General features: G+C 58.9%; 23 protein-coding genes. 9 read left to right on the top strand and 14 right to left on the bottom strand.

What is annotated here, in order from left to right; translation table 11 throughout:
- Window positions 1-121 precede the first annotated feature (121 nt).
- Both GWR55_RS10425 and GWR55_RS10420 read left to right on the top strand, forming a co-directional pair.
- Complete coding sequence (locus GWR55_RS10425) at window positions 122-1735, top strand: DUF5597 domain-containing protein (protein WP_238398331.1); 1614 nt, start codon at window positions 122-124, stop codon at window positions 1733-1735.
- Between the two features lie 49 nt (window positions 1736-1784).
- Complete coding sequence (locus GWR55_RS10420) at window positions 1785-3875, top strand: beta-galactosidase (protein WP_202925491.1); 2091 nt, start codon at window positions 1785-1787, stop codon at window positions 3873-3875.
- Between the two features lie 332 nt (window positions 3876-4207).
- Here GWR55_RS10420 and GWR55_RS19090 read toward each other — a convergent pair whose 3' ends face one another.
- A complete protein-coding gene (locus GWR55_RS19090; RefSeq protein WP_202925490.1) occupies window positions 4208-4621 on the bottom strand; it encodes a hypothetical protein in 414 nt (137 codons plus the stop codon).
- A gap of 115 nt (window positions 4622-4736) precedes the next feature.
- Between GWR55_RS19090 and GWR55_RS19285 the strand changes: the two genes are divergently transcribed.
- The 5 genes from GWR55_RS19285 to GWR55_RS10395 all read left to right on the top strand — a co-directional run bounded on the left by GWR55_RS19285 (window position 4737) and on the right by GWR55_RS10395 (window position 10920).
- Window positions 4737-4940 carry an AAA family ATPase gene (locus tag GWR55_RS19285; protein WP_238398330.1) on the top strand — a complete coding sequence of 68 codons (204 nt, stop codon included), beginning with the start codon at window positions 4737-4739 and terminating at the stop codon, window positions 4938-4940.
- Window positions 4941-5086: 146 nt separating this feature from the next.
- A complete protein-coding gene (locus GWR55_RS19280) occupies window positions 5087-5506 on the top strand; it encodes a hypothetical protein (protein ID WP_162402210.1) in 420 nt (139 codons plus the stop codon).
- 149 nt (window positions 5507-5655) lie between these two features.
- Window positions 5656-5898, top strand: a complete 243-nt coding sequence (locus tag GWR55_RS19275) for a hypothetical protein (protein ID WP_162402209.1) — start codon at window positions 5656-5658, stop codon at window positions 5896-5898.
- A 641-nt stretch (window positions 5899-6539) separates the two neighbouring features.
- Entirely contained in the window at window positions 6540-9758 is a 3219-nt protein-coding gene (locus tag GWR55_RS10400; RefSeq protein WP_162402208.1) for an Rne/Rng family ribonuclease, read from the top strand.
- Between the two features lie 172 nt (window positions 9759-9930).
- Window positions 9931-10920 (top strand): outer membrane beta-barrel protein, encoded by a 990-nt coding sequence (locus GWR55_RS10395; RefSeq protein ID WP_162402207.1) that lies wholly within the window; start codon window positions 9931-9933, stop codon window positions 10918-10920.
- Between the two features lie 169 nt (window positions 10921-11089).
- On the opposite strand, the gene GWR55_RS10390 is transcribed toward GWR55_RS10395, so the two are convergent.
- Both GWR55_RS10390 and GWR55_RS10385 read right to left on the bottom strand, forming a co-directional pair.
- The gene (locus GWR55_RS10390; protein ID WP_238398329.1) at window positions 11090-12457 is read right to left on the bottom strand and encodes a Xaa-Pro peptidase family protein; all 1368 of its coding nucleotides are present in this window, start codon (window positions 12455-12457) and stop codon (window positions 11090-11092) included.
- A 41-nt stretch (window positions 12458-12498) separates the two neighbouring features.
- Window positions 12499-14121: a cellulose synthase family protein gene (locus GWR55_RS10385; protein ID WP_162402206.1), complete on the bottom strand. Its 1623-nt coding sequence runs from the start codon at window positions 14119-14121 to the stop codon at window positions 12499-12501.
- 519 nt (window positions 14122-14640) lie between these two features.
- Between GWR55_RS10385 and GWR55_RS10380 the strand changes: the two genes are divergently transcribed.
- Complete coding sequence (locus GWR55_RS10380; protein WP_162402205.1) at window positions 14641-16161, top strand: hypothetical protein; 1521 nt, start codon at window positions 14641-14643, stop codon at window positions 16159-16161.
- 75 nt (window positions 16162-16236) lie between these two features.
- Here GWR55_RS10380 and mqnC read toward each other — a convergent pair whose 3' ends face one another.
- The 10 genes from mqnC to GWR55_RS10330 form a co-directional block, all read right to left on the bottom strand.
- Window positions 16237-17283, bottom strand: a complete 1047-nt coding sequence (gene mqnC / locus GWR55_RS10375) for a cyclic dehypoxanthinyl futalosine synthase (protein WP_162402204.1) — start codon at window positions 17281-17283, stop codon at window positions 16237-16239.
- A gap of 33 nt (window positions 17284-17316) precedes the next feature.
- Window positions 17317-17706 (bottom strand): hypothetical protein, encoded by a 390-nt coding sequence (locus GWR55_RS10370; RefSeq protein WP_162402203.1) that lies wholly within the window; start codon window positions 17704-17706, stop codon window positions 17317-17319.
- Between the two features lie 18 nt (window positions 17707-17724).
- Window positions 17725-18180, bottom strand: a complete 456-nt coding sequence (locus GWR55_RS10365) for a vitamin K epoxide reductase family protein (protein WP_162402202.1) — start codon at window positions 18178-18180, stop codon at window positions 17725-17727.
- Window positions 18181-18366: 186 nt separating this feature from the next.
- On the bottom strand, window positions 18367-19182 hold the full coding sequence (locus GWR55_RS10360) for a rhomboid family intramembrane serine protease (protein WP_162402201.1): 816 nt from the start codon (window positions 19180-19182) through the stop codon (window positions 18367-18369).
- A gap of 100 nt (window positions 19183-19282) precedes the next feature.
- A complete protein-coding gene (locus GWR55_RS10355; protein WP_238398328.1) occupies window positions 19283-19774 on the bottom strand; it encodes a hypothetical protein in 492 nt (163 codons plus the stop codon).
- A 112-nt stretch (window positions 19775-19886) separates the two neighbouring features.
- Window positions 19887-20876: an MBL fold metallo-hydrolase gene (locus GWR55_RS10350; protein WP_162402200.1), complete on the bottom strand. Its 990-nt coding sequence runs from the start codon at window positions 20874-20876 to the stop codon at window positions 19887-19889.
- Between the two features lie 44 nt (window positions 20877-20920).
- Window positions 20921-21181 (bottom strand): hypothetical protein, encoded by a 261-nt coding sequence (locus GWR55_RS10345; protein WP_162402199.1) that lies wholly within the window; start codon window positions 21179-21181, stop codon window positions 20921-20923.
- A complete protein-coding gene (locus GWR55_RS10340; RefSeq protein WP_162402198.1) occupies window positions 21178-21639 on the bottom strand; it encodes a MaoC family dehydratase in 462 nt (153 codons plus the stop codon). The genes GWR55_RS10345 and GWR55_RS10340 overlap by 4 nt, the downstream gene beginning before the upstream one ends.
- A 396-nt stretch (window positions 21640-22035) precedes the next feature.
- A complete protein-coding gene (locus tag GWR55_RS10335) occupies window positions 22036-22890 on the bottom strand; it encodes a 3-hydroxybutyryl-CoA dehydrogenase (protein WP_162402197.1) in 855 nt (284 codons plus the stop codon).
- A 23-nt stretch (window positions 22891-22913) separates the two neighbouring features.
- A complete protein-coding gene (locus GWR55_RS10330; protein WP_238398327.1) occupies window positions 22914-23666 on the bottom strand; it encodes a PP2C family serine/threonine-protein phosphatase in 753 nt (250 codons plus the stop codon).
- A 131-nt stretch (window positions 23667-23797) separates the two neighbouring features.
- Between GWR55_RS10330 and GWR55_RS10325 the strand changes: the two genes are divergently transcribed.
- A complete protein-coding gene (locus GWR55_RS10325) occupies window positions 23798-24673 on the top strand; it encodes a site-specific DNA-methyltransferase (protein WP_202925489.1) in 876 nt (291 codons plus the stop codon).
- 19 nt (window positions 24674-24692) lie between these two features.
- Here GWR55_RS10325 and GWR55_RS10320 read toward each other — a convergent pair whose 3' ends face one another.
- On the bottom strand, window positions 24693-25613 hold the full coding sequence (locus GWR55_RS10320; RefSeq protein WP_162402195.1) for a metallophosphoesterase: 921 nt from the start codon (window positions 25611-25613) through the stop codon (window positions 24693-24695).

Here is a 25613-nt window from a genome sequence, read left to right as displayed (position 1 = left end):
ATTTGAATCTGTCTGACAGAAGTCACCTAAGGGTTAGTCGCTGATAGACCTAACGTTGATACAGAAAAAGACGCTGCATTATGGAGGCGCGCCGAAAAGGCATCGCTGCCGCCTCGGCATATTGCTTTTTATACTTCTCGCCGTCGCTCCGCGAATATTTACCCAACAAATAGTTACTCAGCTTCCGCGCATCGACAGGACCGGTCGTCATCCGGCGCTGATTGTGGATGGCACTCCTTTCCTCATGCTGGGAGCACAAATAAATAACTCGTCGGCCTGGCCGTCGACGCTGCCTGCCGTTTGGACCACTATGGCAGAGCTTGGTGCGAATACGGTGGAGGCCCCGGTGTATTGGGAGACACTGGAGCCGGAGGAAGGGCATTTCGATTTCTCTCAGGTGGATGCCCTCCTTACCGGCGCTCGTGCGCACCGTCTGCATCTCGTATTGCTCTGGTTTGGTACGTGGAAGAACGGCAGTCCAGGCTATGCGCCCCATTGGGTCAAAAGTGACCCGCAGCGATTTCCGCTCGTTCGCAAGCCCGACGGTGAGCCGGTCTTTTCGCTCTCGCCGTTCGGTAAAGAGACACTCGCGGCTGACATCCGAGCATTTACTGCACTGATGAAACACATCAAAAGTGCGGACCCTGACCACATTGTCCTGATGGTTCAGGTGGAGAACGAGACCGGCGTCTGGGGCTCGATGCGGGATAACGGAAAGGAAGCGAACGTTGCTTTTGCCGCTCCTGTGCCCGCCGCCGTGCTCAACAGCATGGGAATGCACGATAGCAAAGGCACGTGGGCTGAGGTCTTCAAAGCCGATGCAGATGAGTTTTTCTGCGCGTGGTCCATCGCGCGTTACGTGGAGGCCGTTACGGCGGCTGGAAAGGCCGTGCTCCCGCTGCCGATGTATGTAAACGCAGCGCTGCGGGACCCACTACAGCCGAGCGCTCCGCTGACCTATGAAAGCGGTGGCCCTACCTATGACGTGCTTGCCTTGTGGCATGCTACGGCGCCCTCGCTCGATGCGCTGGCGCCTGATATCTACCTGCCTGACTACGCAAAGTACACTGCGGTTCTCGATCAGTACGCCTTCTCCTGGAACGCATTGTTCATCCCAGAGATGGGCAACCGCGCTGACTACGCACGCTACTTTAGCTCGGCTCTAGGCCACGGAGCCTTCGGTTTCTCTCCATTTGGGATGGATGCAACGGGCTACTCCAGCTTTCCACTCGGGGCGAAGCGGCTCGATGAACAGACGCTTGCGCCATTCGCCTGGAACTATGCCGTGGCAGGTCCCCTGCAGCGGGAGCTTGCTACCTGGCTGCGCGACGACCGCGTCCGGGGCGTAGCGGAGGATCCAGCCCATCACACCGCTGAGGTGAAACTGCCGGGAAGCGCCGGAAAGCCTGCTCACTGGCAATCTACTGTTTCCTTCGGGTTGCCCGCATTCGGAATGGGTACGGCAGCACCCGGCAATAAAGCACCGGAGGGAGAGGCGCTGATCGTCAGCCTGGGCCCCGACGAGTTCCTTGTGACCGGCCGTCAGTGCCGGGTGGACTTCAACCCCACGGGCACCGCTTCCAACCGCCATCGCATGTGGGACATCGTGGAAGAAGGCAGCTATCAGGGCGGTCAGTGGGTACGCACGCGTCTCTGGAACGGCGACCAGACGGATTACGGCCTGAACTTCGGCAAAGAGGCAATTTGGCTAAGGGTGCGCCTGCAAACGTTCTGACTGTCGACCCGACGCCGTCCACAACCCAACTTACCTGGAGGAGAAAACATTGTCACGCTGCTGTCGGTTCCAGCTCTCAGCTCTGCTCTATGCCTCGCTGCTCACAGCCTTCGGCACGCTGACTGTTACACCGCTGCGATCTCAGGCCGTGCCGCTCTCGGCTCAAACCCCGAAGCCGAACTGGCCGGGGCCCGGGCAACTCTTTGTGGGAACTTGCTACCAGCCGGTAGACCGTTCGCCCGCTGAAATCGAACAGGATATCGCCATCATGCACCGTGCCGGCTTCAACATCGTACGCATGGGTGATCTCTCCTGGGATGCGTTTGAGCCGGCACAGGGCAAGTTCACCTTCGAGTGGTTTGACCGCATTCTGGACCAGATGCAGAAGAATGGCATTCGAGTGATCCTGGATATTCCGGGTTCGCCTGCCCCTATCTGGCTGCATCACCGCTACCCTGGAGTGGACATCATCGCGCAGAATGGGACGCGGTTGCCGCCAGCCGAGCGGTACATGGATGACATCAGCGATCCAGACTATGTCCGCGAGGTAAACCTGCTCGCCGACACGATGATGAAGCGTTATGCGCATAACCCCGCAATCATCGCCGTCGGTTACGACAATGAGATCGGCAACGGCTATCTCTCCTACTCTCCCGCAGATCGGTTGCGCTTTATCGAATGGTTGAAGGAGAAGTATGGGAACCTGAACGCTTTGAATCGGGCATGGGCGACGCAGCGATGGTCGCGTCATCTGGATAGCTTCGACGAAGTTGATCTACCGCTCGCCGAGGGCCCGGGACCGTCCGAGCGCTTCCTCGATCTCCACCGCTTCTGGTCTGATGTTGTGATCGAACGGCTTAGTGAACTCGAAGCAATACGGCGGCACGACATGCCAGATTTGCCGGCGATCTCAAATCTCTGGGACACATCGCCGCGTCGCGGCTTCGATTACCTCAGCAGCTACAAATCTTATGTCTCTTACGGGGCAGAAGGATTTTATCCTGGCGATCCTGTCAGCGGAGCGATGGGAGCCTTGCTTACGAAGGGCGATCTCCCAACACCGATCTGGTTCAACGAGTTTACTGCAGGTGGCGGCGGCTTCTACGGAACTCCCGGTCGAAGCCGGATGTACGCGTATTTAGGACTTGCTCTCGGAACCCAAGGTATCCTCGCGTGGACCTTCAACAGCCATCGCGGAGGCGAAGAGCAGGCGCTCTTTGGATTGGTGGATCACGACAACACGCCGTCGTGGAAGGTAGATGAGTTCGCCAGGATCGCGGCGGAGTTCAAGCGGCTTGCACCCCTTGGCTTTCCTCGCTATACCCATCCCGAGGTAGCGATCGCATACTCGTTCGACTCCTTCGTCGACTCGCATCCGAACGGCCCCTCAAACACGACGCTCCAATACTTCAAACCCTCCTATACAGACCAGGTACAAGGTGCGTTTGAGCCCCTGTTCCGCGCGAACGTGGACACTGCCTTCATCAACCCGGGACATACCGATCTTTCGCAGTACAAACTTGTGGTTGTACCTGCGGACTACGTCATGGACTCGGCCAGCGCAAGCGCCCTGCGAACCTACGTGCGGAATGGTGGGACGGTGCTCATGACAGCATTCTCCGCCAAGGTAAACGAGTCTGGCCTGTGGTTCGACACTCCACTCCCCGGCGCCCTGAGCGACGTCTTCGGCCTGAAGACGAATGCATTCTACGACTCGGTTCCATCGCTGATAGTCGAGATCAACGGCAAGCAGACCGATCTTTCCGTACGTCGCTATGAGGTGCTGGAGCCATCGACAGCAAAAATAATCTTTGCTCTTACGAATACTCGCGAACGCTCACCCTACCTTACAAGCAACTCCTTTGGCCGCGGGAAGGCACTCTATGTCGCAGTCCCGGCAAACGCCTCCTCGATTGCTCCTGCCCTGAAGTACGCAGAGACACTGGCCGGAGTGAAGGCTGGACCGACTACTCCGGAGGGTGTGTACGCTCGCGTTGTAGAAGGTAGAACGCTCTACGTAAATACCACTGGTGAGAAGAAGATGATTCCGCTCTCGCATCCCGCAACCGGCATACTCAGTGGCCGCAGGTTTGAGGGAAGCATGGTTCTTGCCCCGCTGGATGCGGAGCTTCTTCAGTAGCTTCTCGGAGATCGAGATGTAGCGGAAAGAGTAACAAGAACGAGGTCATTCGAGCGCATCGGGAGCTTGAGTTCGATTCGCCCTTCGGTGCTGGCTCATAGAAGCTTGTTCTTCTCCGGACGGTCGCGCGTGATGGCGTTCAGATGTCGAACTGCCGCAGCGTTCATGATCTTGGGCGAACCCATCTCCAGGTAAGCGGAGTACGCGTCGTTGGCTGAAAGCCGGTCCTGAGTATCTTGACTCGATATAGCTTACCGGGAACGAGATGCTTCACTTGCACGGTCAGCGGAGCAGCAGGGTGGTTTGGAACCACCTTAGTGTAGAAAGACCTGTTACTGATGTTCTGGTGAGGCTGGGAGAAGTCCCGGATTAGAGCCTCTACATTGCCATGGCCGGTGGCAATCCAGGTGTGGATCATCGCAGGGAACGGCCTCACCCTGGAGTTCGTGGAGGTACTTGTAAGCGAAGAAGGCGGGCTTGCGAATGCCTTCGGGGTTCAGCAGCCCAAAGCCACCTTGAAAAGGCGCTGTGGGCGGCCCAGGCTCCTCAAAGAGATCGGTGTAGGTCCAGTAGCTCATCCCTTGCGCCAAACCCTGCGATTCCTTGAGCTTGGTAAGGATATAAGGCGCACTGATGTAAGAGGTGTGTACGGAGTCGCGCGGCGTGTAGCTCGTGCTCCACTCGGTGAAGTAGAGCGGCAGGTTGGGGAAGGCGGAGGACTGAATCTGCTGGCGGACCTTTCTCACGTCGCCGATAATCGCGTCCGGCGAAGGGAGAGTTTGGTGTCGCTCTTGCCATGCTCGTCGAGAAAGCCGCCTTGCACGAGGAGAAAAGTCGGATACAGGTGAAAAACGTCTCTACGTGTTGGACGAATCCTCACTCGCTTCCACCAAGGAGATGCACGAGTTCCTGACTCGCCCGCACCCGAATGGCCGCGTGTTGCTGGTGGGCGACAAGCGACAGCATGAGGCCGTGGAAGCGGGTAGACCATTCGCGCAGTTGCAGCAGGCAGGCATGAAGACGGTTTCGCTCGATCAGATCGTGCGCCAGAAGACCCAGAACTGAAACAGGTGGTGGAGCAGCTTGCCAAAGGCGATGTCAGTGGAGCGCTTCAGAAACTGGAGCAACAGGGTCGAGTGCATGACTTCAAAGGCCGGGAAGAGCGGATCGAAGCCATTGCGAAGGAGTAAGCCAGGAGCCCTGAAAACACCTTGGTTGTTTCTCCCGACAACCGCTCACGGATGGAAATCAACCAGGTGATCCATGCCGAACAGCAAGTGCGGGGTGTTGTGAGTCACGAAGAACATACAGTTCGGACGCTGGTGCCACGGCAGGAGCTGACCGGCGCGGCTCGCACCTGGGCGGAGAACTATGAAGTGGGTGATGTCGTCCGCTACAACCGTGCCTCCAAAGAAACCGGAATCGGCAAAGGCGAGTATTCCCGTGTGACCAATGTGGACGGGCAGAGTAACCGCCTGACCGTGGAGACCAGGGATGGAATTGAGCGAAGCTACGACCCGCGTCGGCAGTTGGGCGTCTCTGTCTATCGGGAAAAAGAGCGTGCCTTTTCCAGGGGAGACCGCGTACAGTTCACCGCTCCTGCGAGTGAATTGAAGGTCGCTAACCGTTAACTGGCGACAGTCGAGCGCATCAAGAACGACCGGATGAGTCTGCGCATGGACGATAGGAAGACTGTCTGGATCGATCCGGCCAAGCATCCGCATCTGGATCATGGCTATGCAGTAACCAGCCATTCCAGCCAAGGACAGACCGCAGACCGGTGCATGTCGATACCGAGCTTGCCGCCAAAGACCTACTCAACAACCGCATGGCCTATGTATCGATCCCGCGCGGCGCAGTGGATGCGCAGCTCTTCACCAATGACCGTAGCAAGCTGGGGCAAGCACTTGGACGCGATGTCTCGCAGCAGAGTGCGCATACACCGCAGATTGGCATGGAGAAAGCCACTGCTGCACCGGAGCCGAAGATCGAACACGGCTACGGATACAGCATCGGCAGATAGCTATCCATCACAAGTTCTGGAAACGAACTGCCGGCCATCAATGCGCAGCAGGGAGGGCTGACGCCCCTCGCCTGTCTCCAGCCGCACGCTCGCCTCGTCAATCCTGTAGTTTTTTCAGCAATTTGCGGGTATCTTCCATAAGACTCGCCATTGCCCGGAATTTAGTGCAATACTAGAGAAAGATTCTGAAGGGCTGTAGATGCCCTGTCAGCGATACCCGCTCTTCTCAGGCACGGTTGCCGGGAGCGGCGATAAAAAGATTTTGAAAAAAGGCCGGCCAGGCGAGAGACAATCATTCCGTTGGCCGGACAGGTTTCACGGAAGATGAATGCATCCGGATGGCAAACGGCCCCGCCTCAAGCCCTGCAATTTGAGGTCGTTCTGGTCACAAAGTCCGCATGCTCGCAGTTGCTCGAAGGTCCCCCCGGCGTATCCGATCCTGATCGTTCCAATCTGACAGTATCTCACGTCAGGTCTGTTGGCAGAGTTGTTTACCCTCCATCGAACGCTCATTCGAGTCTGCATCTGTTCCATACCCTGTCCGTTTTCCGGAGAGCTGTACCAGGCGAGTGTTTCGTCTGAAATAGTTCGCGATTTCTCTCTGCCGCGTCTGCCGCCCATCGGGCAGAAAGAGCAGAAGAATGTCGAAAGAGATTTACATTTCAAGCACGCCGCACGAGACGCGGCTTGCCATCGTCGAAAACGACGCCCTCTCAGAGATTTATTACGAGCGCGAGAATGAATACACTCTCGCCGGATCGATCTATAACGGTCGAGTCACCAGGGTATTGCCGGGCATGCAGTCCAGCTTTGTGGACATCGGCCTCGAACGCGACGCTTTCCTCTACATCACCGACTTTATGGAAGAGGCTGGCGACTCGGCTGACTTCGACAGCGACGGCGGTCAGCGCGGTGGAAGGCGTGATCGCGGAAGCCGAGATCAAGGCGGTTCCAGTGATGGAGAGGCCTCCGCGGCGGAGGAACCGACCCGTGGTGGAAGAGGACGCCGTCGCGATCGCGATCGCAACCGCCAGGAGCTGCCGCATCAGGCCCCATCGCAGCAACCCACCGCCTCCGACGAATACGCCTCCGAAGATGGATATGCGGCGGAGTCCCTGGAGGCTCCTGAAGAGCTGACCTCCGAAAATGGAGAGAGCATCGGCGAAGGCGCTCCCGGAGCCGATGGCAGCCGACGCTGGAGAGGCCGTCGTGGCCGCCGTCGCGGAAGAGGCCGTCAGAATGCCGCTGAGCCGGCAAACGATCTCTCGCCCGAGGTCGCTCCGGAAGAGCCCTCCTACGACTTTGAAGCCACCGCGGAACCCGTTCCGGCTGAAGCCGAGGCGCCTGTGGAAACAGAGCCGCAAAGCACCGGCCGCGAAGAGCGGACGGGCTATGGCGATCGTGACCGTGGACGTGGCCGCCGCGACCGTCGCACTCCCCGGGGATTTGCCCCGAAGAGCTCGCTTTATGGTTTGGAAGAAGCCTCCGGACCTTCTGAGTCCGAAGGTGAATCGCAGCCGATAATCGTGCTCCCGGGGGAATCGCTCTCCAAGTACCGGACCGGCGGCGAGCCGGCGGAACAAGCACAGAATAAGACGACACCTGCCGTCGCAGCCCCTACCGCTCCCGGCTATGAGATTCCGGCCGGATGGGACGGCGGATTTGTGCTGCCGGGTGAATCGCTCTCGCGCCATCGTAAACAGACGGCCCCTGCTCCTGTAGAGTCGGAGAAGGCTCATGCTGCAGAGGCAGCCGCTGAGGAACTGCCTGTCTCCGCCGTTTCTCTCTCTTCTGAGGAGAAGACCGAGCCGGTGGAGTACGAGCCCACGGAAGCTTCGGTCTCCTACCGCGTCGATCCGGTGCCTCCCAGCGAGTTTCGCCACAGCCCTTCCGCAGAAGAAGAAGCACCTGCGCTGGAGGAGGCAGCAGCGGCCCACACTGAGTTGCCACACGCGGAGATCGAGGAAGTCGAGCATCTCGACGAGCCCGTAGCTCCGCTGATCGTCGAAGCCACGGACGAGTCCGTCAGTGAGATTCAGACTCCGGTTACAGCGGAGACCGCAGCCTCGCACGAGGTCACCTCCATTCATGCCACAGGCGAGATGGTCTCGCCAGCTCCTGTCTCCGATCCCGTCGAGGAGGAAGCAGAGCACCAGGCCTTTGAAGCCGGCGCCGGTGAAGTCGTCGAAGAGGAGATCTTCGACGAAGAGGAAGGCTCGGATGCGGCCATACTTCATGCCTCCTCCATCGAAGAGCTCGACGATTTGGATGAAGAAGAGACGCTCGAAGGAGCTGCCGACCTTGGCACGATGATCCGCGAGATGTCTATCGATGAGATCACCAGCGCCGGCGTTGAAGATGACGAAGACGACTTCGAGGAAGAGGACGCCATCGATGACAGCTCTTTCAGCACGCAGTATGTAGCCGTCGAAGAGAGCGAAGACGATCTCGCGCAGGATGAGTTCGCCGAAGAGGGGGAGCCTGTTGCCCTGTCCGAGGAAGAGGCCGCTCCTGCGCAGGATGGACAGGAACGGGGCCGTGACTTCGAGCGCCGCCGTGGACGTCGCGACCGCCGCGGACGCGAGCGTCGCCCCACCGGCGGCGGAGAGCACGAGAGAGGTGGACGCAGTCGCGGGCGCAGCTCCATGCAGGCGACCGATATGCCCGCAATCACCGAGCTTCTCAAGCCCGGACAGGAGATCCTGGTCCAGATCGCGAAAGAGCCGATTGCGAAGAAGGGCGCGCGCATCACCTCGCACATCGCTCTTCCGGGACGCTTCCTGGTCTTCATGCCGACGGTCAATCACACCGGTGTCTCCCGCAAGATCGAATCGGACGGCGAACGCCGCCGTCTCAAGGAGATTCTGCTGAGCGAGAAGGGAAATGCCCCCGGCGGCTTCATCGTTCGCACGGCTGCGGCGGGAGCCACCGAGGATGAGCTTCGCTCCGATCTTCGTTTCCTGCTCAATCTCTGGGCCGATATTAAGCAGCGTTCGGAGTCATCAAAATCTCCCGCACTCATCTATCACGATCTCAACCTTGTCGAGCGCATCCTGCGCGACCAGGTCACCGACAACTTCTCAGCCATCTGGGTCGACACCGAAACCGAATACGAGCGTGTCCTCCGCTTCCTGCAGCGTTTCCAGCCAAGCCTGATTCGCCGCGTAAAGCTTTACACCAAGGAGACGCCGCTCTTTGAACAGTTCGGCATCGGCGAAGAGATCAACAAGGCTCTTCGCTCAAAGGTCTGGCTCAAATCCGGCGGCTCCATCGTCATCAACCAGACGGAAGCCCTGGTCGCAATCGACATCAACACCGGCAAGTATGTGGGCAAGACGGCGCGTCTTGAGGACACCATCGTCAAGACCAACCTCGACGCCATCCCTGAGATCGTGCGCCAGATTCGCCTGCGCGACCTGGGCGGCATCATCATCATCGACTTCATCGATATGGATGAGCGCAAGAACCGCAATCGCGTGATGGGGGCGCTTGAAGAGGAACTCAAGAAGGATCGCGCTCCTTCGAAGATTCTCCAGTTTAACGATTTCGGGCTGGTCGCCATCACCCGCAAGCGCGTCAAGCAATCGCTGGAACGCACGCTCTCGACACCTTGCAACATCTGCACGGGAACTGGAATGGTCAAGTCGCCCGTCACCGTCTGCAACGATATCTATATCGAGATGCGAAAGATGGCGAAGCATCTCGATCGCGGTGATGTGATGTTGCGCGTGCATCCGGATGTGGTCAAACAGTTGAAGTCCTCCACCAAGTGGCTGCAGGAGATGGAGGAGATGGTTGGCAAGACCATCCTCGTCAAGTCCGATCCGAGCCTGCACCCGGAGCAGTTCGATATTCACTAAACTTGAGACGAAACACGAAAAGGGGGCATCCTATGGATGTCCCTTTTTTGTTGCATACACTGAAGTTGCCTTATTCCGGGTCATCCAAAACCTCTTTTCGTGCGTCCTACACAACAAGCACGAAAAGACAGGGTTACAGGGAACCAGGAGATTCTACTCAGGAGTAAAAAAGATGTATTCGAGTGCCAGATCACATCGCCTCTTCACGGTGATGTCCCGTACCGTGGCTGTGGCTTTTTTCGGTGCCGCGACCGCTTTGTGCCTCCCCGCGCAGACGACGGCATCCTTCTCTGCCGGAAAAACAATCGATCTCAAGAAGAGCCTGATGGCGCCCATCGACCTTACCAGGCCCCCGGATCTCAGCTACAGCTCCAGTGCCTCCGGCAGCGATGAAGTGGCTTCCGCGGAGAACTTCATGCCTCGTCCGGGCGCCGATCAGCCGCCTCCGCGCAGACGCTATGGCCGCAGGACGAACTACAGCGATCGCTGGCATCATGCCGACGGCTCCAACAAGTACACCTTTGCTGCAGGCGGAGGCTTCAGCCTTCCAACAGGATCGGCGGCGAAAGATCTCGATCTCAGCTGGAAGTTTCAGGTGGCGGGAGGGTATAACTTCAACAAGAAGTTTGCCGTGCTGCTGCAGTGGGATTACGACAAATTTGGTCTGACCGGCGGCAATCTCGATCGCCAGTACATCCGATACAACAACCTCGGCCTGGTCGATGACACCGGCGCCCCGGTCAGCTTTGCAGGACTCGACGGCAACGCGCACGTATGGTCCCTTACGCTGAACCCGATGTACACCTACTACCAGGGTGACAGCCTCGGGGCCTATGTCATCGGCGGCGGCGGCTTCTACCGCAAGGTCACCAACTTCACGCTGCCTTCGACCGGCGTCTACTGCGACTACTTCGGCTTCTGCTACCAGTTCACACAGAACCAGACCTTCGATCACTACTCCAACAACGCTGGCGGGGTGAACGGTGGCATCGGATTCACCTATCGCCTGTCGCGCTTCGCCTCGCAGAAGCTCTACGCCGAGGCTCGCTACGTCTGGGTAGACAATCAGCCCAGTGCAAACTCTACAGCTCCGGGTGCTCTCTATCCGGAGAACAACAAACGCACCGGATACTTCCCGGTCACCATCGGCATTCGCTGGTAAGGAGCAGGGTGGACCCAAAAGGCCCAGCTATTGGCTGGGCCTTTTTCAAAGCCAACGATAGATCCTTCCACGCTCGTCATTCTGAGCCATAGGCGAAGAATCCCTGTCTTCTCCCGATGCAGCCACAAATGCCTGTTTGAGCAGGAAACACCCGCACCGGGCGCGAGCCCTATCTCCGCATCACCGATTCAATCTCACCGGCTTCATGAGGCAGCTTCTCGATCAGGTCCACCAGCCGGCCATTCTCGTCCACATAGAAGACATCCTCAATCCGCACGCCGAAGCCCTCTTCCGGAAGATAGATTCCCGGTTCGATCGTAAAGACCATCCCCTTCTCCAGCGGTTTGGAGTAGTTCCACGGATCATGCACGTCGATACCCACAAGGTGACCGATGCCATGCACCATGTACTGTCCCAGCGGACCCCCGTGCAGGTCCTTTCCATGCGCATTGATGTAATTGAAAGCAACTGTATCCAGTGAGTCTGGCTGCTTGTGCTCCGGGTCGTTGATCTTCGACTTGCCCGCGACAAAGGCCGCTGCCGCCGCTCTCTGCGCTCCCAACACAATGTCGTAGATCTCTCTCTGACGCGTCGTGAAGTGGCCACTGACCGGCATGGTGCGCGTAATGTCGGAGGCATACATGCTGTACTCACCCGCCTCGTCGATCACAACCAGGTCGCCCGACTGCATCGTGCGTGCGTTCTCGCTGTAATGCAGCATCGTCGAGTTTGGCCCCGAGCCGACGATGGGCGGATAGCTCGGACGTTCGCAACCCTCCCGCATCATGGTTTCAATCTCGATCCCCGCGACGGTACGTTCGCGAACGCCAGGCTTGATTGCTCGCATACCAGCAAGCTGCGCCGCGATGGAAGCGTTTGATGCCTTGCGGATCAGTTCCACCTCTGCAGGTGACTTAATCGCGCGCATCTCCATCAGCGGGCCCGAGACATCCTCGGCGACATCGATCGCCGGCATCCTGAGTGTCGCGGCCACAAAGCCGAGCAGAGCATTCGTGGATGCTGAATTCTTCTCTGCCCACACATTCCGCATCCGCATGCGATCCGAGAGTGCCAGCTTGTTCAGCACGGCAGGCAGCTCGGTCATCGGCAACACTTCATCGAAGCCCGTGATCGTGGTGGCGTTCGGAGTCGCGGCATCCAGCTTTGCGCCGGTGTACTTCTCCATGCGTGGAATACGCGAGGGGAGAAACAGGATCTCACGATACGCCTGCGCCGCGCGGCCACCGAGGCCTGTCCCCGGCGTCTCCGGCTCCGCATCGGCAGGAGGAATAATCACCATCGCCGCACCCGGCTCGTTCCACCCCGTCAGGTAGTAGAAGTCTTCGTCCTGGCGAAAGTCCTGGTACTCAAGTGTGGGTTCTTCCTTCGCAAAAAGGATTGCCACGCCAGTCTTTATGCGTTCAGCAAGGGCAATGCGGCGCTGGTGGTACTCAGCCTTTGGAACCGATTCGAGGGCCTGGCACGCGCCAGTAAATCCCAGCAGCAGCACGATGAGAAATCCAAGGCTTCTCTTCACAGGACACTCCTCAGCAGACAGCGCCTTCTGCGCGTCGGCAGTTAGATTCCCATCGGATACGGCTTCTCATGGAACTCCTGCCCGGCCGTCCCAAAGCGCTCGAAGCGTCCCTGCAGCAGGCTCAGCAGACCCGTATACCAATACCCGAAGACGAAGAGGACGAGGAAGGGAACCGTAAAGTAGTTCTCCGTCGAGATGGCGTACCACACCGTCAGGGCAAAGTAGCTTCCAATCGCCAGCTCGATCCACGGGATGATCCCAAGCCGTTTGCGATACTTCTTGGCCTGGCTCTTCTCGCCCTTCTTGTTGACGCGATACTTCGGGGTGCGTGCAAACGCGCTCTGCACGCCGAACAGCGCTTCCATCACGGCCTTGGTATTGGTAATCGTCAGGCCCACACCCAGCGCCATCAGGAAGGGAAGATATAGAAACGTCCTGCCCCAGCTCTTCGGAAACAGCTCTTTCTGGCTGACGAGATAGAAGCTCGAGATCGACATCGTGCTGGCCATAAACAGCGGCAGATCGATCAGCAGCATCTGCAGCATCCCCTGCCAGCTTCGGATAATCATCGCCGGCATCAGCAGCACACTGAGAATGATCATCAACGGATAGCTGATATTGGCGGTCAGGTGGTACCAGGCCTCCAGCTTGGTGTGCCACGGCACGTCGCTCTTCATCACCCGCGGCAGGATCTTTTTGCCGGTCTGGATCAGGCCCTTGGCCCAGCGAGCCTGCTGGGTCTTGAAGGCCGTCATCTCGATGGGAAGTTCGGCAGGGCATTCCACATCCTGCAGGTACTTGAACTGCCAGCCCACCATCTGCGCGCGATAGCTCAGGTCGGTGTCCTCGGTCAGCGTATCGTGCTGCCACCCACCGGCGCTCCCGATCGTCTCACGCCGCCACATTCCCGCCGTTCCGTTGAAGTTGAAGAACACCCCCGCGCGCGAGCGTCCCCCATGCTCCAGCACAAAGTGGCCATCCAGCATGATGGCCTCCACCTGCGTCAGGAAGCTGTAGTCGCGATTCAGATGCGTCCATCGCGTCTGCACCATGCCGATGTTCGATTCGGCAAAGTGATGGATCACCTGCATCACCCATTCGCCCGGAGGCACAAAGTCCGCGTCGAAGATCGCGACAAACTCACCGCGCGCTACTTTCAGCCCGGCATCCAGCGCCCCGGCCTTAAAGCCATGACGATTCGTGCGGTGAATATAGACGATCGGCTGCGGCTCCATCCCCGGGAAACCCGTAGCGTAGCGCTCGACAATCTGCTGCGCGACCTCTGTGGTCTCGTCGGTCGAATCATCCAGCACCTGGATCTCAAAGCGGTCGCGCGGATAGTTGAGCCTGCAGCACGCGTCAATCAGGCGGTCAATCACGAATTGCTCGTTGTAGATCGGGAGCTGGATCGTAACAAACGGCAGCTGGCCCTCTGCAAAGCGCGCCGGAGGCTCATTCCACCTGCTGGCATTCTTCCGGTTTCGATAGTACAGCCACACCAGCTGATAACGATGAATGCCGTAGAACGCCAGGATGATCATCACGACGAAGTACGGGATCAGCAGCCAGGTATCGAAGGCATTCCAGCGATAGAGCCCCTTAAAGGTCTGGTCGAGGTAATGCGACTTCCAATAGTGGCTGAACCCATGGGGAGCGAGCAGCATGGCGGGAAGAAACGTCAGGCTCGATATCAGCGATGAAATAAGAGATTGCAGGTGAACGGCTCCGGATCAGCTCAATTCTATCGAATCAGGATTTTACGTGAAGCTATTTCGGAAGTTCTTTCTTCATGGACGCTCTTCACGGTCCTTCTTTGATCTTGGACAGCGGCTCCCGGTGCAACATGCTTGCATGTAAAGTCTCTCCTATAAAATCGTGTCGCAATATATCTAATCCAGGAAGCATCTTCCCCGTCAGTCAAACAATCTGTGCGAGCGACTGTATGCCTGGGGGCGACTGGGGGGCGCGCAGATAAAGCCCAATTGAGGACTAAGTTTGGATGCACGTTGTTCGAGTTCAGCCGTCATTTGATCAGGTACTTTGGAATGCTAGACTGTGTGGAACCAGACAACAGAACTCGATTTCAGGCAGGGGGCAAAATGGTAGAGGCAGCTTCTGCACGACGCGGAGCGTACTGGCTATGCGGGATTGCGACTGTCATTTTGCTGGCGTATGCATGCCTGATGGCTTTCAACGCTCCGGCCGGTTTCCCGACGAGCCAGGCTACGCATAGTTTCTGGCCGTGGTTGGGCAATAAGCCCGTTGGCGAAGATGGCTTTTACATGCTTACGGTTGCCGATAATATCGCCACAAAGCATCAGATTGTCTATAACTATGGGCGACCCGCGACGGGGATCCAGCCGCTTGCCACGTTTGTGTTTGCTGGACTGGCATGGCTTGTCCACCTGTTCCATGGAAGTGAGTGGACGATTGTCCGGGCAATGATCGTCTTTGGCAGCGCACTGTTCTGTTTTTTTGCCTGGATGATGGCAAAGCTGGTGGCGAGCCTGGGACCTAAGCAGCGCGAGCCAATTGTTTTTACTGTCGCGTTCTTTCTCACGCTCTGCGGCTACGACTTATTCCGATTATTTACGTACGGCCTCGAAACTGGTATCTATCTGTGTCTCATCCTTCTATGCTTCTGGCTGACTCTGCGGCTGTCCGAAGCGGGCAAGGCGAGTTGGAAGGATGTGATTGCACTCGGGGTGGCTGGCGGCTTCGCCGGTCTGGCACGAATCGACTTCGGGATATTGTTTGCGATCTTGCTAGTATTTCTTTTGTTACGACGCATATTGATTCCCCTGCAAGTAGTGACCTGCGGCCTGATCGCGTTGGCAATCACAAGTCCCTGGTTCTTCTTTGTTCATAGTGTCAGCGGATCGTGGTTGCCATCCTCCGGCCACGCCGAAGGTCGATTGATAAGCATGAGGGATCTGGCCCGCTTTCCTCGCATGGCGGAAGCTGTGCTGGTCAACGTATTCCCCTGGATTTACAGTCACTCTCCCGTCCCTGTCCTCTTTTTGTTAGGAGCAGTCAGTGTTCTGCTGGTAGCGTTCCTGTTCACGCGCTCCCCCGAGACACGGGCGTGGCTGACATCGCCCGGCCAGTATCTTAAAAGGATTTCGCCGTGGCTGGCCGGCGGAGTCAGCCTGGTGATGGTCTACATCATTTTTTTTGCAGTCCCCAGTTTCTATGTGCGGTATAGCTCAGTGATCGTCATCGTTACGATCCCGATATTGGCAATGCTGTTTGCCGAACAGCCGGCGATCATCAGGCGTTCGGAGCTGGTGGTTATCCCGCTGGCTGGTTTCTTCATGTCTTACGCCTTTGCCACGTTGCACAGAGGTTATGTCGGAAATAACTGGCTTATCGATGCTGGTTACATCCGGCAGTATTATCCCAACGCGCACGTCGGCTCTTTCCAAAGCGGCACTATCGGGTATTTCGATCGAAATGTCGATAACTTGGACGGCAAGCTGAATGAGGCTGCGCTCAAAGCTGGCATGGCGCACCACATGCCCGAATACCTGGATAGTGACCGCATCAATGTGCTGGTCGAGTGGCCCAGTTATATCAATGAGACCTTGCCTGCGGACTACCTTGCTCGCGAGTGGATGCCGTGTCCGTATCCGCTGCCAGTCCCTAACGCTGTCTGCCTTGTGCGTAAGTCGGCGGTGAGACCGGATGGTAGTGTGACTCCATAACCGAGGCCGCGAGAAAATTTTCTTGCGGAAGGGAACTCCCGCCTCTCTCCCGCCACAACGCAGCTCGCAGGCCGCCTAGTTCAGGAACATCGTCCGGTACAAAGTATCGCGCTGGACAGGCTTGAAGCCGGCATCGCGGATAATCCGCCGCAGCTCTTCCTCCGTCGTGCAGTTGGAGGTGCCCGCGGCCTTCACCACGTTCTCCTCCAGCATCACCGAACCCACATCGTTGCCGCCAAAGCGTAGCCCCATCTGCAGAACCTTCAGGCCCTGCGTCACCCAGCTCGACTGCACGTTTTCGATGTTGTCCAGGTACATCCGCGAGATCGCCAGCGTCTTCAGGTACTCGACCGAGGTAGCCTCGTCCCATCCCCGGCCACCCAGCGCCGTATTGTTGGGCTGGAAGCTCCAGGGGATGAACGCAGTAAAGCCGCCCGTCTCCTCCTGCAGCCGCCGGACCACCTCAAAGTGGTTCACGCGCTGCTCGAAGGTCTCGCCCACGCCGAACATCATGGTCGCCGTAGTCCGCATTCCCAGCTCGTGTGCGGTGCGATGGACAGAGACCCAGTCTTCCGTCTTGCACTTCAGCCGCGCAATCCTATGCCGCACCTCGTCATCCAGAATCTCCGCGCCACCGCCCGGGATGGACTGCAACCCTGCGTCACGTAGCCGCATGATGGTGTCCCGCAGGCTCAGCTCCGAATACTCCGCGATGGCAAGAATCTCACTCGCCGAAAGGCAGTGCAGCCAGACCTCCGGGAACCGCTCTCTGATGCCACGGAACAGCCTCTCAAACCAGTCGATCTTCAGATCAGGGTGCAGCCCGCCCTGCATCAGCACACCCGTCCCGCCCATCTCCACGGTCTCGGCGATCTTCTGATAGATCGTCTCGAAGTCGAGGATGTAGCCCTCGGCCGCCATCTTTCCCTTCAAAGGGCGATAGAAGGCGCAGAAGGTGCAGTACTCCGTGCAGAAGTTGGTGTAGTTGATATTGCGGTCGATGATGTAGCTGACGACGCCCTCAGGATGCAGCCGGCGGCGAACCGCGTCGGCCTCCATGCCAATCCCGATCAGATCGTCGCTCCTGAAACAGTCCAGGGCCTCTTCGCGGCTGATTCCCATACGGCAATTTTACGCCTTTCAGCCGACGAGCTACTACCTGCGCAGCAGCAGCAGCAGGATCACGAGCAGAAGGATGACGATTGCGCTTACGCCAACGCGGATCCAGAGCTGGAGCGATTCCACCCGCTCTTGCAGAGCAGCAACCTTGCGCTCCGAGGTATCGAGAGCACCGCGAACGTGACGGATCTCATCGCCGATGCCCGCAATCTGCGCTCCCTGCTCCTGGATCTGACGGTACAACCCTGCATGTGCCTTGGTGACCTGGCCCATGTCTGCCTGCATGCCTTCGGCAAGGGCAGCAAGGGCGAGCTCGTTGGAGCGGTCTCCCGATGCCTTCGTGGAAAAGTAGCGTTCGGCGATGGGCACCAGCCGCGACACATGGGGTAACAGCTCCACCAGCTGCTTCAGCACTCTAGGCCACATCCGTCGAATTCCACCTTTCTAGCGTTCGTATCGCCGTGCCCGCAGTGTCCGCATGGCGAGCATCACTGCCGTGAGCAGTAGAATCGCTGTCATAATTCCCTGCGACCATAAGCAGTAGATGCACCATTTCTCCATAATGAATGCCTCAATGTAGCTGAGGAAGCATGCGCAGAGAAAACCTGCAAACGATGCCTGAAAGGCCAGCCACCACCATCCCGCCAGCGCAAACACCGCGATCGCAGCGTAGCCAATAATTCCCACGGTAGCAACCGGAATATGATGTCCGCCGGTGGCCGGTTCATCGAACGATCGCGGCGGAAAGACCGCAAAACGGCCGTGATTCACTGCGCCACAGTCGAACCGCTCCGTTACGGCGCAGGGGGGCGCCTGTGAGGGGTCCATGTAGTGCACATGCAGAGCCATCGATGCGACGACGATCCCCACGACTGCGAGCAGAGCCACCAGATACTTCATCGCCTGATTCTAAATGCTTTCCCGAACGACTGTGCCGGCACAGCAGGCCATGGTTTCTTGAGGCACTTCGTCCAGGAATGTCCTGCGCGCCTTCTCGGACTGTGTCATCCTTGGATCCCCGTTCCTTTACCAGGCCTTTCGGTTGAGGTGACACGTCCCGATGCACCTCAACCGGGAACAACGGCCTTATCGAAGGTTGGCGATCCAGTGGCCGAACAGCGCCAGAATCAGTGCAGCAACCGCGAACGTCACCTTCTGCCGGGCCAGGTAGCGCGCACGGCCGCTGGTCATTCGCGGCACCAGCGGAACCCCGAGCGCCAGGCCGGAGAGAAATCCTCCCACATGGGCGGAGTTATCGATGCGGATCAGCGGCAACACAATCGTCGCCAGCCCGATCACAAGGTTCAGGCCTGCAAACTGGATCACAGAGCGCCGCAGCCGATAGAGTTCAAAGGCCGGAATGGGCAACTTGCGGTTGGAGAGCAGCACAATCAGGATTCCGGCAATTCCGAAGACCGCGCCCGAGGCGCCTGCTCCCACCGAGACCACATCGTGCATCACGATATTGACCAGCAGGCTCAGCAGATTTCCTGCCACGCCGGTAAGGACGTAGACCGCCGTCATCCCCCAGGGACCCAGCAACGGCTCTCCCAGCAGCCCCAGGTTCCACAGGCACCACATGTTGGTCAAAAGATGGATCAGACCGACGTGCACAAAGATGGCGCTCAGCAGCCGGTACCACTGTCCGTGGAGTACAAGCAAAGGAACGTTGGCGCCAAAGTGAATCAGCTGCGCCGGAGTCGGAGTGGCCGGATCGACGCCATGGAGCACCATCCAGAGATAGACGGCGCAGTTGATCCCTACCAGCACATAGGTTCCCGGGGCAGAAAGAATGCTGCGGGTACGGCGACGGGGCGCAGGAACCTCTTCTGCGATGTAGGCGCCCGGAGGGTCACCGTGCGGCGGGAGAACCTCGCCTTCAGGCTGATAAGAGAATGACATGGGGTCTTTCCTTCTAAGCTACCAAACACTGAAGCTGAGACGAAGACCGGTACAGTGAACGGGGCTTCTTAGCCCCAGGTGTTCTGACCCCTGTCGAAGTTCAGGCTGCCTTGGTAAAGCGGTTGCGAAGATCGGATGGAAGATGCTGCTGGACGATCTCTCCCAGAAAGCCGGGGAGAGGCGTGGCCACGGCCACCAGAACCCACAGCAGCGTCGAGAGCACCAAGCCGACGACGGCTACGGCTTCCAGAGAGATTGCGACGGCGTGAGCCTGATTCAGGTGCAACTCGACCTTACCCACGTGCGTAATCAGCTCAAACCTGTGAATGATCACGACGGCCAGCAGAAAGGCCACAATCGAAAGCGTGCTTACGGAGATCAGCAGAACATCGATGGTGCGGGCGATACGCTGACGGCGGCGACAATAGCTGCACTCAGCAAAATGCTGTTCATAGTCCGTCCGCATCGCTGCCGAAATTCCCGAGATGTCATATCGCCACCCCGAAAGGATCGCCCCCACGACCTGGTCGGTGCAGGCGTCGCGGTGATGCCGACTTGAAACAGCAGAATGCGATGCAATCTTTTTCATCATTTGTTCAGACTTCTATTCTACCGTTTTTGATAGTTCCAACGGCAGAAAGATTCTTCTCCTGCGTAGCCGACCGTGTACCCGGAGGGTTCTCCCCCGCGGCTAAGTATCTGTTTTATAGGTAGATAGGATCGAGCGGCGCAGCCTGCTCCGCCAGCACAATTCGATTGCCCAGCAGCGTCGGATGGCTCATCATCGCCTGTTCGGCGGTCATGCGGGCCAGCTCGGGGGCATTATTGGACTCCGACAGATGTCCCAGCACCACATAGGCCGCGCTGCCGTCATAGTCCCGTTCCAGAAACTCGGCCATCGCCAGGTTGGAAAGATGCCCTACGCGCGACAGGACGCGTTGCTTCACGCTCCAGGGATACGGTCCGTCTTTCAACATCTCCAGGTCGTGATTGGACTCAATCAACAGAACGTCAATGCGCTTGAGCGCGGCCTTCACATTCGGCGGCATGTAGCCGAGGTCTGTCGCTATAGCCATGCGGATCCCTTCCGACGAAAAGACAAATCCACAGGGATCGGCAGCGTCGTGCGGAATCGTGAAGGGAGTGATCTCGATATCGCCGATGACGAACTGGCGCCCGGAATGGAAGTACTCAACGGCAGGCAAAGAGGCAGGATCTGCCTTGGACTTCGGCGCCGCGGCCTCCGGCTCGTCCGGCTCTTCGCACAGCGTCTGCGCCGAGGGCGCTTCCACGGCAGCCGACATGCTGTCGCAGATGCCCGGCTCAGAAGCAGAGCTGGCAGCAACAGCCTGTGCACGGGCCTCTTTTTCCTGTTGCACATGCGCCAGCCACTGCGCATACGACATCGTCGTGCGTGGCTTCATCATCCTCACCCACGCCCGATGCGTAGGCTCGGTGAAGTAGACGGGGATTCCCAGCTTTCTGGCCAGAACGCCCAGTCCGCTGACATGATCCTGATGTTCGTGCGTGATGAGGATGGCGTCCAGCTTCGCAGGATCCTCCCCGACCGTGGCCATGCGTTTCATCAGCTCGCGGCACGAGAGACCGGCATCCACCAGGACACGGGTCTTTGAGGAGGAGATGACGGTGCTGTTCCCTTTGGAGCCCGAGGCGAGCACTGTCATTTGCATCATGGTTCTTTAAGATACGCCGGATTGCTGTGAGTTTTTCAGGGAGGTTACTGGTGTGATTCCCCCGGAGCAGCGATCACCGGCATGACGCGAACGATATCGTCGAGAAGAATAGAGTGTCCCGCATCACTCTTCCTCAGCCAGCCTCCCTTTGCCCCGGGAATGACCTCGATGCCAAACAGGTCGGGCGTCTCGCCTTCGTCGAAAACAAAGAGGACCTGTACGACCAGGTGTTCCCCCTGAGCGGTCTCCAGCATGACCACCTGGTCGACGAGCGATGGAAGGGAGGCACGTTCCTGTTCTGTCACTTTTGCGGAGCGGAGCGCAGAGGGGCGAGGAAGTTGACCGTAGAGCGCAGAACCACCTCGTCGCGCTGGTTGTAGGCGAGGGTCCGCGTGCGGACGACGCCGTAGTCTGGCCGGGAGTTGGAATGGCGCACCCCCACGACCTCGATCTCGGTGCGGATGGCATCGCCCGGACGCACCGGCTGGGTCCAGCGCATCTCCTCCACCCCGGCGCCGATCATGCCGCCAGCAACCGGAACCGACTGAACCCGTAGCCGCATGACAATCGCGGCTGTAAGCCAGCCCGATGCAGCGAGGCCCTTGAAAAAAGAACCTTCGCCGGCAGCCTCGTCCAGGTGGAACGGCTGCGGGTCGTATTTCTGGCCAAACTCCTTGATCTCCTCGGCGGTAACCCTGGCGCTCGCGACCGAATTCATCTTCTGGCCGACGTAGAAATCCTCAAAGTACATCTCTTTCGGCATGGAATCTCCCTGCACGGTAGTGTACCTGTACCCATGCAGAGCTTGCAGTGCCAGGTGTACTACGCCGGTATCTGTCATATGTCCGAAATCGGAGACGGATGCCCCAAAGATGCATGATGGTAGTTACGCCGGGTAGGGGGCAGTCCGGCATAATTGCCGTCGATTCGGGGATACCATCCTCGCCGTCCCCGCAGAAGTGTCATCCTGAGCGGAGCTTCTCGCAGCCTTATCGCGAGAAGTGCAGTCGCAGGATCCGCGGTTCAGGATGGTGGCTAAGCCGGGCAAGACCGCGGATCCTTCGACTCCGCGCTGACGCGCTCCGCTCAGGATGACGCCTCATGGAAAAGATTTGCGGAGACGAATCAGGTCAACGATGCAATGCCTTGCGGCTACAGCTTAGCTGTAAACATAGAAGCCCCGCCCCGTCTTTCGGCCCAGCCACCCGGCATCGACCATGCGGATCAGCAGCGGGCAGGGCCTGTACTTCGGGTCGCCTGTTCCCTCTTCGAGCACGCGCATGATGTCCAGGCAAACATCTAGCCCAATAAAGTCAGCCAGCGTGAGCGGCCCCATCGGGTGAGCCATCCCCAGCTGAAAGATCCTGTCCACGGCCTCGGCGGTGGCGACACCTTCCATCACCGTAAAGATGGCCTCGTTGATCAGAGGCATCAGCACACGGTTGGAGACGAAGCCCGCAGCATCGTTGACCTCGATGGGAGTCTTGTCCAGCGCGAGCGAGAGCCTGTGCACGTTGTCGTATGTCTCCTGCGTGGTCTGCAGGCCCCGGATCACCTCCACGAGCTGCATCATCGGGACCGGATTAAAGAAGTGCATCCCGATCACTCTTCCAGGCCGGGAGGTCTGCGCGGCCAGCTTTGTGATCGAGATGGAGCTGGTATTGCTTGCGAGAATGACCTCGGGGCGAAGGATCCGGTCGAGATCGCGAAAGATCTCGCGTTTGATCTCGAACCTCTCCGTCGCTGCCTCAATGGCGAAATCGCACCGCGAGAGCGCCTGGCGATCGAGTACAGGGTCGATGCGAGCGCGGGCCGCGTCGCCCTCCGCCTTGGTGATCTTCGCCTTCGCAACCTCGCGCCCCAGGTTCTTTTCGATCGTGGCGAGTCCGCCCTCCAGGAGATTCTGCGCGATGTCGCAAAGCAGCACATGGAACCCGGAGCGGGCCGCGACGTGCGCGATGCCGTTCCCCATGGTTCCTGCGCCCAGCACGGCAATCGTTCTGATCTCGCTCATAAGCCAAGTCCTCTTCACCGGGTTCAGTCAGGGACGAACCCCACCAGCAAAACCGTGATGTTATCGTTGCCGCCGCGTTGATTGGCTGCCTCCACCAGCTGCCGGCAGGCAGACTGCAGCGCTGCCTGGGTCGGCTCCGCGGGTATTTTGCAAAGGATCGACGCGATCTCGCTCTCGGAGAGTTCGCGGGGCAGGCCGTCGGAGGTCAGAAGGTACAGGTCGCCTGCCTGGGGGTAGTGTTCGTGGATCTCCGGGACCACTGTCGGCTCCGTACCGACGGCCCGGGTGATGACGTTTCTCATCGGCGATTCCAGCGCCTGCGCTGCCGTAATCTGACCGGCGCGGACCTGCTCCTCGACGAGGGAATGGTCTTCCGTCAGCAGCTCCAGCCGTCGCTGGCGCCATCGGTAACACCGGCTGTCGCCCACATGCACCACCCATAAGGGCGCTTCGGAAAGCTGCGCCGCGTCGTCGTGCACGGTCGGAGTATAGGCCAGACCTGCGAGCGTCGTTCCCATTCCGGACAGGTGCGGAGTCTTGCGGGATTGTTGGTAGACGGCCCGGTTCGAGGCCTGAACTGCGCCTGCAATCTGAGATTGCAGGCGCCGGAATTGTGGGCGATCTTCTGCGCCGTTCTGCGATAACTGGGCGACAAAGATTTCGGCCGCCAGATGGCTGGCGATCTCGCCACCTGCGGCTCCCCCCATGCCGTCGCAGACAACAAAGATATTGTGCAGGGGCGCAGCGGCGCACGCATCCTCGTTATGGCGTCTCACCCGCCCGCGGTCCGACAGCATTGCGAAGATCGTTCGAATGGGAGTCCCTCGCCTGAAAAGTTTTCAGGCTCGCAGAAAACAATACACGCCAGCCGGAAGAAGGCAAAGACTGAGTTACTGTTGAGGAGAAGATGAAAGCGAACGGGTCGACGAAAACCGGGAACCGCATCCTGACGCGGGATAACCTCAAGGTTCTGCAGAAGATGGAGAGCGAATCCGTCGAGCTGATCTATATCGACCCACCCTTTAATACCGGCCGCGTCCAGAAGCGGCCCCGGCTGCGGACGGTTCGCGATGAGGCCGGGGACCGGACCGGCTTCGGAGGCCGACGCTACCGCACCGAGGCCATAACCACCAAAGGCGAGAATAACGGTTACCACGACCAGTTCGACGACTTCCTCGGATTCCTGCGCCCTCGCCTTGAAGAAGCCTACAGAATTCTTGCGCCGGAAGGCTCGCTCTTCTTCCACATCGATTACCGCGAGGTCCACTACTGCAAGGTGATGCTGGATGAGATCTTCAGCAACGGCGGTACTGTCTCCGGCCGCGACTGCTTTCAGAACGAGATCATCTGGGCCTACGACTACGGCGCGCGCTCCAAAAAGCGCTGGCCAGCCAAGCACGACAACATCCTCTGGTACACGAAGGACCCGAAGCGCTACACCTTCAACCTCGACGAGAGCGACCGCATCCCCTATATGGCTCCGGGGCTGGTGGGTGCCGAGAAGGCCTCGCGAGGCAAGACCCCGACGGATGTCTGGTGGCACACCATCGTCTCCCCAACGGGTAAGGAGAAGACCGGCTATGCCACCCAGAAACCTCTGGGAGTTTTGGAGCGGATCGTGAAGGTCCACTCGAAGCCGGGAGACACCGTGCTCGACTTCTTTGCCGGAAGCGGAACGACAGGTGAAGCGGCAGCGAAGCACGGGCGACGGTTCGTCCTGGTGGACCGGAATGCGGACGCCGTCAAAATCATGAAGCGGCGTCTTGCTGCTTATCTGCGCTGAGGATCAGGTGTGCTGAATCTCAGGTGTTCTGGGGATCGACCGACTTGAACCCGTAAGTCTCATAGCGGGTAGTGAGCTTGCCATCGGCGACATTCACGACGGTAAAGCCTTCCGGCGTCCCCATGCGCGTTCCCTTCCACCAGTTGCCGGAGACGGCCCCACAGGTGATGTAGGGGATGCCGTGCCACTCCACCCGCTCGTTGATGTGGGTGTGCCCCTGCAGGACTCCAAGCACATTGTGGCCCTCAAAGAGCTTGATCACCTCAGCGGAGTTCGCTACCGACATGCCATGGTGCGCCGGGGGTGTTGCGGGGACAGGGACGTAGGAGTCGAACGCCGTCACCAGGGGGATGTGGACAGAGACGATAATCGGCGTCCCCGCAGGCACAGCGCCAAGGTCCTGCCTGATCCAGTCCATCTGGGCGGCATCGATGCGGCCCTCGTAGGAGCGGTCGGAGGTGACCCCGATGGAATCGAGCACGAGGAAGTGGTGGCCCTTGTGGTCGAACGAGTAATAGAGCTTGCCGAAACGGTCGCCGAAGAGTTTCTTGCCGTAGAGCGGGTCGGTCGGCGGGACTCCGCTCTGGGGGAAGATGCCGACCACATCGTGGTTCCCGATGGTGTGGTGCACCTTCATGCCGAGATCCTGCTCGGTCTTCTCGTAGAGGTCGTAGAGCGACAGCGCACGCTGCTTGGGGACGGCCAGCGAATCGAAGACGTGGTCTCCGCCCTGGATGGCGAAGTCGGCCCGGATGCTGCGCGCCTTTTTGAAGGCCATGTCCGTTCCCCTGGCCGCGTCCAGCTCCGGCTGGATGTGGGTATCGGTCAGGAAAATAAAGGTGAACGACTCGGGCTGGGGAGCGGCCGGCAGAGAAGAGGGCGCTGCGGCAGCGACGCCGGTGGCGCCGAGGATGGTGAGGAACTCGCGGCGGGTAGTCAC

Source organism: Edaphobacter sp. 12200R-103 (genome assembly GCF_010093025.1).
In the GTDB taxonomy this organism is placed as follows: domain Bacteria; phylum Acidobacteriota; class Terriglobia; order Terriglobales; family Acidobacteriaceae; genus Edaphobacter.
Note: the sequence above shows the minus strand (reverse complement) of the source record. Positions and strands in the feature narration are given on the sequence as shown.